The sequence below is a fragment of the Pseudoalteromonas aquimarina genome (genome assembly GCF_049257255.1).
Classification (GTDB): domain Bacteria; phylum Pseudomonadota; class Gammaproteobacteria; order Enterobacterales; family Alteromonadaceae; genus Pseudoalteromonas.
This window is the reverse complement of record NZ_JBMMUG010000001.1, coordinates 804388-816064: the sequence shown is the minus strand read 5'-3', so window position 1 is coordinate 816064 and position 11677 is coordinate 804388. Positions and strand designations below refer to the sequence as shown.

8 protein-coding genes are annotated in these 11677 nt (G+C 40.6%); 7 read left to right on the top strand and 1 reads right to left on the bottom strand.

The window, feature by feature from the left end; translation table 11 throughout:
- Positions 1 to 46 precede the first annotated feature (46 nt).
- Positions 47 to 1117: a CDP-glycerol glycerophosphotransferase family protein gene (locus AAEU29_RS03730; RefSeq protein WP_421972123.1), complete on the top strand. Its 1071-nt coding sequence runs from the start codon at positions 47 to 49 to the stop codon at positions 1115 to 1117.
- Between the two features lie 141 nt (positions 1118 to 1258).
- Positions 1259 to 1657 (top strand): FAD synthase family protein, encoded by a 399-nt coding sequence (locus AAEU29_RS03725; RefSeq protein WP_421972122.1) that lies wholly within the window; start codon positions 1259 to 1261, stop codon positions 1655 to 1657.
- Between the two features lie 112 nt (positions 1658 to 1769).
- On the opposite strand, the gene AAEU29_RS03720 is transcribed toward AAEU29_RS03725, so the two are convergent.
- The gene (locus AAEU29_RS03720; protein WP_421972121.1) at positions 1770 to 3371 is read right to left on the bottom strand and encodes an alpha-glucosidase; all 1602 of its coding nucleotides are present in this window, start codon (positions 3369 to 3371) and stop codon (positions 1770 to 1772) included.
- A gap of 475 nt (positions 3372 to 3846) precedes the next feature.
- Between AAEU29_RS03720 and AAEU29_RS03715 the strand changes: the two genes are divergently transcribed.
- The 5 genes from AAEU29_RS03715 to AAEU29_RS03695 are packed head-to-tail and all read left to right on the top strand — an operon-like array spanning position 3847 to position 11667.
- On the top strand, positions 3847 to 3990 hold the full coding sequence (locus AAEU29_RS03715) for a hypothetical protein (RefSeq protein WP_421972120.1): 144 nt from the start codon (positions 3847 to 3849) through the stop codon (positions 3988 to 3990).
- A 26-nt stretch (positions 3991 to 4016) separates the two neighbouring features.
- Positions 4017 to 6812, top strand: coding sequence for a TonB-dependent receptor (locus tag AAEU29_RS03710; protein ID WP_421972119.1), 2796 nt, complete (start codon positions 4017 to 4019; stop codon positions 6810 to 6812).
- 57 nt (positions 6813 to 6869) lie between these two features.
- Positions 6870 to 8366, top strand: a complete 1497-nt coding sequence (locus AAEU29_RS03705) for a tryptophan halogenase family protein (RefSeq protein ID WP_421972118.1) — start codon at positions 6870 to 6872, stop codon at positions 8364 to 8366.
- A complete protein-coding gene (locus AAEU29_RS03700) occupies positions 8367 to 10169 on the top strand; it encodes an alpha-amylase family glycosyl hydrolase (RefSeq protein WP_421972117.1) in 1803 nt (600 codons plus the stop codon). It abuts the gene before it with no gap.
- A 4-nt stretch (positions 10170 to 10173) separates the two neighbouring features.
- The gene (locus AAEU29_RS03695) at positions 10174 to 11667 is read left to right on the top strand and encodes an MFS transporter (RefSeq protein WP_421972116.1); all 1494 of its coding nucleotides are present in this window, start codon (positions 10174 to 10176) and stop codon (positions 11665 to 11667) included.
- Positions 11668 to 11677 lie beyond the last annotated feature (10 nt).

Below are 11677 nucleotides of genomic sequence, written 5' to 3'. Positions count from 1 at the left end.
TTTTGTGAGATCATAAAAATGTCACATAAATGATTTAGGCAGCGCAATGAAGGTTATTTTCGATATTCAACATCTCTATTATTTACCGCAATATTTACCGGTAATCGATGTGTTAAAACAGCACGATACCGATATTGAGTTGATCGGTTACAAAACAGATGATGAAGATTTAAACCGCATTGTTGAAAAGGCTCTTCAAGCGACGAACTTGCCACTTAAAATTGTGCAAAATTGGCAAGAAGCGTTAACACATTATTTAGCTCAAAAAGCTGATTGGATTGTCTTTGGTAATGCTGTATCTGATTTAGAGCAACTGCATGAAGTGAGCAAAACAGTACTGATGCAGCACGGTGTTGGCCCTAAAAGTTGTTACTATGATGTATCAAAAAATCCTACAACAGTGCGTTTTGTTGAAGGTGAAAAGCGCCTTGGTAATCTTCAAGCTATGTTTCCAAGCGGAAATTTTGTAGACAGCGGTTATGCCAAGCTAGACCCTGCGATTAACAATCAAACAGCCACGCGCAGTTTAGCCTCACTTGGGCTTGATGAAACTAAACCTACTTTATTGTATGCACCGACCTTCTACCCAAGCTCAATTGAGTTGTTTGCAAAATCATTCCCGGATGATTTTGCCAATTACAATATTATTTTAAAGCCGCACTTTTTCTCGCTCACAAAACCGCGTTATAAAAAGCAAAAAGCCTTGTTAGAAAATTGGGCTAAGCAAGACAATGTTTATTTAGCAGGGGTTGAAGAATATAACCTGTTAGAGTTTATGGCGATTTCTGATGTGCTGATATCAGATGCATCTTCTGCTATCTTTGAGTTTGCAGCATTAGATAAACCCGTTATTTGGTGTGATTTTTATAAGCTACGCTGGAGTTACCGTGGCATTTTCGCATTTAGATTCAAAAAGCGTATCGATGAGAGCATTGAGGTTTTCCATCAACTCTGTGAACGTGCTGCAAATTACAAAGCACTTGCCAAGTGCGTGACGAATGCAGTTGAAAACCCTCAGGCAAAACACGCAATTCGAGTTGATATCACAAAAGAATATGTAGGTGATGTAGACGGAAATTGTGCTCAGCGAGTTGTTGATTACCTGATAAAGCACTAATCCTTTTTATACATTTACAAATAGAATGGCTTAGCCAGTATTTTACGCCATTTTAGAATTTATTGCTCTCATAGGTCATCTTGGTGTGTACTCGTGATATAGTACGTGCCAAGTTTCATATCACAGAATTATTGCATTTTAATGAAAAGAGTTATTACTTTTGGCACCTTTGATGTGTTTCACGTTGGTCATGTGCGAATTTTAGAGCGCGCACGAGAACTTGGTGATTATTTAATTGTTGGTGTTTCTTCAGATGCGCTAAATTTTTCAAAAAAAGGGCGTACCCCAATATACTCAGAAGAAGATCGTAAGAAGATTATTTCATCTTTGCAATTTGTTGATGAAGTGTTTTTTGAAGAGTCACTAGAGCTAAAAGGTGATTATATTGAGCAATTCAAAGCAGATGTTCTGGTGATGGGCGATGATTGGCAAGGCAAGTTTGATAATTTCCGTTCGCAATGTGAAGTAGTATATTTACCTCGCACTCCGTCTATTTCTACTACTGAAATTATAGAAGTCGTTCGCTCTACAGAACGCTAAAAAAAAGGCTAACCCAGATGGGTTAGCCTCACGTTCACATGGGAAGAACAATACGTAAATCTTTCAATTTATTAAAATGGTAATTCCATTTACCCTGCGTTAGTAACTTTTCTTAGCGCTCTGCAATCACATAACCAAAGCTATTTAATGTTGCGTTATCAAAATGATTTGCCTTAAGTACCTTGCCTGTCAGTGTAAGCGGTTGACTTTCTGCACTTAAATTAAAGTAGCAACAAAGTGTCTTACCGTTATAACTACGCTCAAAAGCAAGAATAGATTCATCGCTTTGCGTAAAGGTAATATCACCATAGAGCAATACTTCAACCTCTTTTCGCCAAGCTAAAAACTGCTGACAATGAATAAGCGGAGAGTTGTTATCAGCCAACTGTTTATTTATTGCAACGGCTTTATGCGCTTCAACAACAGGTAACCATGTTTCACTCTGTGAAAATCCACCAAACGCACTTTCATTTTCCCAAGGGAGTGGAGTACGACAACCATCACGGCCTTTAAAGTTTGGCCAGAAGGTAATACCGTAAGGGTCTTGTAATTGCTCAAAACTAATTTCAGCTTCCCCTAAACCAAGCTCTTCACCTTGATACATACACACACTGCCACGCAGTGTTGCAAGAAGCGCATGTAGCATTTTAACTTGCTCAGTGTTTACAACACCGTCCTTACTCCAGCGCGAGGCAACACGTTCAACATCGTGGTTGCTAAATGCCCAGCATGGCCAGCCTTCAGTCATTTGCGACTCGAGAGTTTCGACTGTATTTCGGATATAACTTGGACTGTAGTCTTTGGTTAGCAGCTCAAAGCTATAGCCCATATGTAATTTGTCGCCACCTGATGTGTATTCGCTCATGGTCGCAAGCGAATCTTCAGAAGAAATTTCGCCCAAGGTTACAGCGCCAGGGTATTTATCCATTAGGCTGCGAATAGCTTGCATAAACGCTAAGTTTTCAGGCTGCGTATTATTATAATAGTGGTACTGGAAGGCATACGGATTATCTTCACTAAAACCACGGCCTTGTCTTAAATGCTTTGGTTTTGCTGGGTTATCACGTAGTTCTTTGTCGTGGTAACAGAAGTTAATCGCATCTAAACGGAAGCCATCTACACCGCGTGCAAGCCAAAATTCAACATTATCTAAAACCGCTTTACGCACGTCTTCGTTATGGAAGTTTAAATCCGGTTGTTGCGTTAAAAAGTTATGTAAATAGTACTGGCAGCGACGAGGTTCCCATTGCCATGCACAGCCACCGAAAATCGACAGCCAATTGTTTGGTGGCGAACCGTCTTCGTTTGCATCGGCCCAAACATACCAATCTGCTTTTTCATTGGTTTTATCTTCACGGCTTTCAATAAACCATGGGTGTTGATCTGAGGTATGACTTAATACCTGATCAATCACAATTTTAATGTCTCGCTGATGCGCTTGTTCAATTAGCTCATCAAAATCAGCAAGCGAGCCAAATAGGGGATCGATATCACGGTAGTCACTAATGTCGTAACCAAAGTCTTTCATCGGTGATTTAAAAAACGGTGATATCCAAACAGCATCTACACCGAGAGCCTTAATATAATCAAGTCGCTTTATAATTCCTTTTAAATCACCCACACCATTATTGGTAGTGTCTTGGAAACTGCGTGGGTAGACTTGGTAAATTACCGCACCTTTCCACCAATGTAATTGCGCTGTTAAATTCGACATCGTGTTCTCGTTACTAATTGATGCTATTCGTTTTAATTTATTTAATCGTATATTCGCAGCTGTTTCTTCAAGCGAATAGCGTTCAGCTTACGTCATCTTTTAGTTGCGAGTAAAAAGCCTACATACGTATGCATTGAAAATAGTTTTATGTTGAATATTATTTTTAATCAGGCAGATTGGTCACACTATATTACCAATTTGTGCCAAGCTAACGCTGCCCCTTTAAAATTAGGTCTAATATTGGTCTTACCAATTTATAATTTAAAGTCATTTGCACTTTAAAGGTGCACAGCATGTTAAATTTTAAGGTGGTTGCACAGTTTTGGTTAAACTTTGTGATCAATTTATGTCATTTTGTTTAAGTTTTATTTTTAATGGGGTTTAAAAAATAAAATCCTATATATATCAACAAGTAAGGAATATTAAATGTAAAAAAATTGTAACTATTTGCGTCTTTGCATAAATTTGAATACGTATGCATTTTGTTGTGGTTGCTAAATTTATAGCGTTACTATCACCGTCGGCAACAAACGCGAACTCATTTGGTGCAACTGCTACAAATATTGTGACTAAACGTAATGTTAATAGTGATGGTATTTCGCACCATGATTTGCACTAGTAATAGTCAAACGGGAACAGAAATTTATGTCTATTTTTAAACCAAGCATGCTAACTCTTGCGATGATCGCCGCGGGTGTTTCATCAGCAACTGTTTATGCAGCAGAGAACGCAAGTAACGACAAAGAACAAGAAAAAGAAGTTGAAGTTATTGAAGTTAAGGGCTTTCGTGCAAGTTTAGTGAAAGCGATTAACACCAAACGTTTTTCTCCAGAAGTTGTAGAATCAGTTTCTGCAGAAGACATTGGTAAATTACCAGATTCATCAATTGCTGAATCAATTGCACGTTTACCAGGCCTTGCTGCACAGCGCTTAGATGGTCGCGCAAGCCGAGTGACTATTCGTGGTTTTGGTGAAGATCATGTTGGTACGACATTCAATGGCCGTGAGCAAGTATCAATCACTGATAACCGTGGTGCAGAATTAGACTTATACCCGTCTGAAATTATGAGTGCGGTAAAAGTATATAAAACACCAAGTGCAGACCTAGAAGCTTCTGGTTTAGCGGGTGTTATTGACTTACAAACAATCAAACCACTTTCAATGGATGAGCGTGTTGTTAAAGTTAATGCGATGTACGAACAAACTGGTTTCGATAAATTAAACCCAGATGCAGACGACAACGGTTTCCGTGGCACGCTTTCATATATTGACCAATTTGCAGATAACACTCTAGGTGTTGCAGTTGCATTTAATACAATGTCTTCTCCAAACCAAGAAAAGCGCTGGAACTCGTGGGGTTACCCAGAATTCACAGGTGAAGATGGTCAAACATACTCTGTATTAGGTGGTGCAAAACCATTTGTACGTTCATCAACACTTGAGCGTGACTCTGTAATGGCGGTAATTGAATATGTACCTAGCGATAAACTTCGCATGGTATTTGATACGCTATATGTTGATTTTGTTGATGAAAAAATTCTACGTGGTATCGAAATTCCATTTGCTTGGGGTCAAGGTTCAATCAGCCCTGATACTGCTGTTGTTGACGCTGAAACAGGTTTTGTAACGTCAGCGATTACTGAAGGTCAACGCGTTGTTGTACGTAACGACTACGAAGATCGTAGCGCAGAACTAACGTCATTTGGCTTTAACGTTGAATATGATTTAAATGACTCATGGTCACTTGAATTTGATGCAAGCCATTCAAGCGTTGAGCGCCGTATTTGGAGTATGGAAAGTTACGCAGGTACCGGTCGTGGTGATTCGCGCGGTGTTGCAGATAACTTAGGTTATACATTAAATGCAGGTAATGCAGGCGCAACATTTACGCATGGTCTTGATTACAGCGATTACAACCTTATTCAAATCGGTGGTCCACTTTCTTGGGGTTGGAGCTCAGCGCTTAACGAAAAATACGGTGTTGTAGGCACAGAATATGAAAACCAACTACAAGACGGTTTCTTAAATACACCAGAAGTTGACGATGAGTTAAATGCACTAAAACTTGCTGCGACTAAAGTTGTTGAGAATGACTATGTAAGTTCATTTGAATTTGGTCTTTCTTACAGTGAACGTGAAAAGACGAAGCGTTCTGAAGGTTACTTCTTAACAGTTTCAAGTTTCTCGCTTGATAACCCAGGCATGATGATGGTGCCAGAAGAATACCGCCTAGGTACAGCAAACCTTGATTTCATCGGCATGGGCGACATGATTGCATTTAATTCACGTGCCATGGTTGAAGACGGTTATTTTGACTTACTTGCTGAAAGCTTAACGGATCCGAGCCACGCAACGAAATCGTGGACGGTAAAAGAGCAGCTTACTAGCGCATTTGTTAAAGCGAATGTAGATACTGAAGTTGCTGGTATGCCGTTAACTGGTAATGTAGGTGTGCGCTATGTGAATACCAAACAAGAATCACAAGGCAGCGCATTTAATACGCAAGATGGCAAGGTTATTACGTCTCCTACGCACATTGAGCACGATTACTCACATGTGTTACCAAGCCTGAACTTATCACTTGCGATTGATGAGCAACAATCACTTCGCTTTGGTGCAGCTAAGACGATTTCACGTGCACGTATGGACGAAATGAACGCGTCTGTAAATGCAACGTACAATCAACAGCCAGATGAAAACGGCAGTAACTGGGTAGTTAGTGGTGGTAACCCGTCACTTGAACCGTACCAAGCAATTAACTTTGACTTAAGCTACGAAAACTACTTTAGCCCTGAAGGTTACTTCTCAGTTGCGCTATATCACAAAGACCTAAAAGATTGGATCTTCGACGGTAGCTACTATATTGATATGACAGGTGTTGCAGACCCATCAACAGGTGCAATTCCAGCTAATCCAGACGGTACAGGTAACGGTAAAGTAAACGGTGGTGACGGCACAGTAAAAGGTGCAGAGTTCTCAGTAACATTACCATTTAATTACTTTGCAGATGTACTTGATGGCTTTGGTGTTATTGCAAGTCACACTGTAAATAGTTCTGACATGGTTGACCAAGATGGCAACGATTATGAAATTCCAGGTCTATCGAAGAGTATTCAAAACCTAACGTTCTACTATGAAAACTTTGGTTTCCAAGCGCGTGCTAGCATGCGTAAGCGTGATGACTTTAAAGGTGATGTATACGGCCGTGGTTTCGACTCACAACAAGTTGATATCCTTGGTGAAACAATTTGGGATGCGCAAATTGGTTATGATTTCTCTGAAAGCGGCTTAAAGAGCTTAGAGGGCATGACAGTGACTTTCCAAGTACAGAACATCACTGAAGAGCCATTTGTGTCATTATCAGGCGACAATGCACTGCAAGTACGTGATTACCAAGACTACGGTCGCACATACTTGTTAGGTGTGAACTACCAGTTCTAATGGTTTGATAAAAATAACAAAGCCCTGAAAAGGGCTTTGTTTTTATGTGAGGTTGCTATGACAAAACAAATCAAAAATGTGGTCATTGTTGGTGGGGGAACGGCAGGATGGCTTACTGCGAGCCTGTTAGCAAAGGTTCTCGGCAAGCAAATAAACATCTCACTTGTAGAATCTGAACAAATCGCCACCATTGGTGTGGGCGAAGCAACTATTCCGCCAATTATTCCGTTTAATGCCGCAATTGGTGTTGACGAAAAAGACTTTATCAAAGCCACTAATGCCACCATTAAATTGGGTATTCAGTTTGAAAACTGGGGGCAACAAGACGAAAGCTATATGCATGCTTTTGGTGGTTTTGGTAAAGACTTTCCATTTTGTAATTTCTTGAATTACTGGCTAAAAGCAAAAAAACTAGGTGATGACAGCTGTTTTTGGGATTACTCAATAAACTACCAAGCCGCAAAACGTAATCGCTTTAATAAATTAGCGGCCATACCCAATACCCAATTACCCGGAATTACTTACGCTTATCACTTTGATGCCAACCTGTATGCGAAGTTCTTACGAGGTCATGCAGAAAAGCTTGGCGTTAAGCGCATGGAAGGAAAAGTAATTGAGGTTAAAACGGATGTCACAAACGGTTTTGTTACTGAGCTACTGCTAGATAACCAGCAACAAATAAATGGTGATTTATTTATCGATTGCTCAGGTTTACATGGTTTATTGCTAGATAAAACCTTGAATGTTGGCTTTGAAGATTGGAGCCATTGGTTGCCATGCGACAGTGCTTTGGCTGTGCCATGTGAACATGGTGAAAGTGAAATAAAACCCTATACACGCTCAATTGCCCATTCTGCAGGGTGGCAATGGCAAATTCCACTGACTAATCGCATTGGTAATGGCTTAGTCTATGCGAGTAAACACCTTTCAGATGACAATGCCAAAGCGTTATTACTTAATAATTTACCGGGCAAAGCACTTGCAGAGCCTAAGCTTATTCGCTTTCGCACAGGGCGCCGCTTAAAGCAATGGCATAAAAATGTGATAGCGATAGGGCTTTCAAGCGGCTTTTTAGAGCCACTTGAATCTACTAGTATTCACCTCATCCAGACGGCAGCTACTCGTTTACTAAAACATTTCCCGCTGATGGGCATAACTGATGAAGTGGTGACCGAATACAATCGTCAAAGCCAAATTGAATTTGAGCGTATTCGTGATTTTATTATTCTGCATTACAAATTAACGAAACGCGAAGACAGTGCATTTTGGCGCCAATGTAAACATATGGAAATTCCCCCAAGCCTTGATCATAAAATGCAGTTGTTTATTGAAAATGCCTTGTTTTTTAGACAAGACGATGAGCTTTTTAGTGAAATTGCGTGGCAGCAAGTGATGCTAGGACAAGGTGCTACGCCAAAACAATATCACCCATTGGCAGATAATCTGACCGTTCAGCAATTAACCGAAATGCTGGCTAATTTAAAAGTATTGATGCGCCATACTAGCGAACAGCTACCGTCCCATAACGAATTTTTAAAACGATTTGGTAATTAAATGAAAAAGAAGATGTATGCCTTATTTGCACTTTTAATGGTGTCGCATAATGGCAGTGCCCAATCAAAACTAGTTGAAGAAAAAAACGCAGAGCAGAAGCCTGTGGTCTATCAGGTATTTACACGTTTGTTCGGTAATACAAATACCACCAATAAACCCTGGGGTAGTAAAGCACAAAACGGTATTGGTAAATTTGATGACTTTACACCAAAAGCACTTAATGAAATTAAAGGCATGGGCGTTAGCCACATTTGGTACACAGGTGTGCTGCATCATGCAATGGCTGACGATTACACTGAATTTGGCATTAGTTTAGACGACCCTGATGTGATTAAAGGTCGCGCGGGTTCTCCTTATGCCATTAAAGATTACTATTCAGTAAACCCAGATTTGGCAAATAACCCCGCGAAGCGTAATGAAGAATTTGAAGCATTAATTGAACGCAGCCATGCAGCTGGCCTTAAAGTGATTATTGATATTGTGCCAAATCATGTTGCACGTCGTTACCAGTCCATTGCCAAACCAAAAGGTGTTATAGGTCTTGGAGAGAAAGACGATACCAGCGTGAGCTATTCTAAGTTTAATGATTTTTATTATATTCCTGGAAAAGCGTTTTCACTGCCTAAATTCCCTGAAGAATATTCACCTTTAGGTGGTGATGCGCACCATTTAGTCGATGGCAAGTTTGACGAAAAACCTGCGAAATGGACTGGCAATGGCTCGCGCGAAGCACAACCCGATTTTAACGATTGGTACGAAACCGTAAAAGTAAATTATGGCGTAAAACCCGATGGCAGGCATGATTTTGCAAAATTACCAAGTGAGTATGCCGCTAAAAACTACCACGATGTTGTAACGTTTTGGCAAGACAAAGAATTGCCAAGCAGCTGGCAAAAAATGCGTGATATCGCTTTTTATTGGTTAGATAAGGGCGTGGATGGCTTTCGCTATGATATGGCCGAAATGGTACCAGTAGAATTTTGGAGTTATTTAAATGCGCATATTAAAACTAAAAACCCAGAGGCCACATTAATTGCAGAAGTATATAACCCAACGCTTTATCGTGATTATATTCAGTTAGGCAAAATGGATTACCTTTACGACAAAGTGGGTTTTTATGACACCTTAAAATGGATTATGCAGGGTAAGCAGTCAGCTACCACACTAATACCTGTGCATAATGAAGTGAAAGATATAGCCCCGCATATGCTTAACTTTTTAGAAAACCATGACGAGCAGCGTATTGCCAGCCCAGACTTTGTTGGTGATATGAATAAAGGCAAACCAGCGATGGTGGTGTCACATTTAATCAGTACGTCACCTACGCTTATTTACTTTGGTCAAGAAGTGGGTGAGCCTGGTGCAGAAAACGCAGGGTTTGGCAGCGCAACACGCACCAGTATTTTTGATTATGTTGGGGTACCTGAGCATCAAAAATGGATGAATAATGGCAATTTTGATGGCGCGTTGTTATCAAAAACGCAAAAAGAACTGCGCAGTTTTTATGTATCACTATTAAACCTTGCAAAACAAGATGCCATCAAATGGGGGGAGCTTACAGATATCACCCAACAAATAGGTGCTGTAAAAGACAAGGTTATTGGTTTTGAACGCCATACAAATAACCAAACCTTATTAGTGCTTGCTAATTTTGCAGATAAGCCTCAAACATTCTCGCTGCCATACCAAGTAAAGCCGCAAAATTTACTGAAGTTTGCAGGTGATAACCAAATTCAAATTAATAACAAAAACACGCAATTCACGCTCGTACCTCAAGGTGCAGTTGTAGTGGCTGTGGAGTAACTTTATGACAACAACCGTGCAAGACAAACCAACACTGTCGTTTTGGCAAATATGGAATATGTGTTTTGGCTTTATGGGCATTCAATTTGGCTTTGCCTTACAAAGTGCCAATGTTAGCCGCATTTTCCAAACCTTAGGTGCGAACATTGATGATATCCCCATTTTGTGGATTGCCGCACCGCTGACAGGTTTAATCGTACAGCCGATTGTAGGTTATTTTAGCGATCGTACTTGGGGTAAATTAGGCCGTCGCAGACCGTTTTTCCTCTATGGTGCATTACTAACCTCGATAGCACTTTGCATTATGCCAAACTCCCCAACTTTATGGATTGCTGCGGGTATGCTGTGGATAATGGACGCTGCTATCAATGTTACTATGGAGCCGTTTCGCGCCTTAGTGGGTGACAATTTACCTAAAAAACAGCGCGGTATGGGATATGCCATGCAAAGCTTTTTCATTGGTGTGGGTGCTGTTGTTGCATCTGCATTGCCTTGGATGATGACTAATTGGTTTGGCATTAGTAACACGGCAGACACTGGGGTAATTCCCGAGTCAGTGACTTTCTCATTCTATTTTGGCGCTGTGGTATTACTAATTGCAGTGCTTTGGACCATTGTTTCTACCAAAGAATATAGCCCCGAAGAGCTGGCGAAATATGAAGATCCAGAAGGAACGCTGGCTTACTCAAATCAAGGTCATGTGCCGTTCGCACGTATTGGTGCTGCGTTATTAGGCTTAGGTTTTGTCGTTTTAGCAGCTGTTTATGTGTTATCACTTGGTAAAGACATTGTTTTTTTAGGCGGCGCACTGAGCGTATTTGGTGGGCTATTTTTACTTTCAAACAGCATGCAATCTAAAGGCAAGACAGATAACGGCTTTTACACAGTTATGTCTGACATGATGAGTATGCCAAAAACCATGAAACAATTGGCCGTTGTGCAGTTTTTTAGCTGGTTTGCGCTTTTTGCAATGTGGATTTATACCACGCCTGCGGTAACAAGTTTTCACTTTGGTAGCAGCGATGTTGCGACGAAAGCGTATAACGATGGCGCTGATTGGGTAGGGGTTTTATTTGCTGCTTATAACGGCTTTTCGGTTATTGCTGCGGTTGTTATTCCACTAATGGTGAAAAAACTTGGCTTAAAAGTGAGCCATATGATCAACTTATTGCTTGGCGCAGGCGGCATGCTGAGCTTTGCCTTTATCTCCAATAGCGAACATCTAATTTATGCCATGATAGCCATCGGCTTTGTTTGGGCGTCTGTTTTATCGCTGCCATATGCCATGCTCAGTAACGCCTTGCCGAGCAATAAAATGGGCGTGTATATGGGTATTTTTAACTTTTTCATCGTTATTCCACAAATGCTTGCGGCCACTATTTTAGGTTCGCTTGTGCGCTATGTGTTTAATGGCGAGGCAATTTATGCCCTCACTCTCGGTGGTATTTCGTATTTGATTGCAGCAATTGCTGTAACGCGTGTGACCTATAACAAGTAAATGACAACAA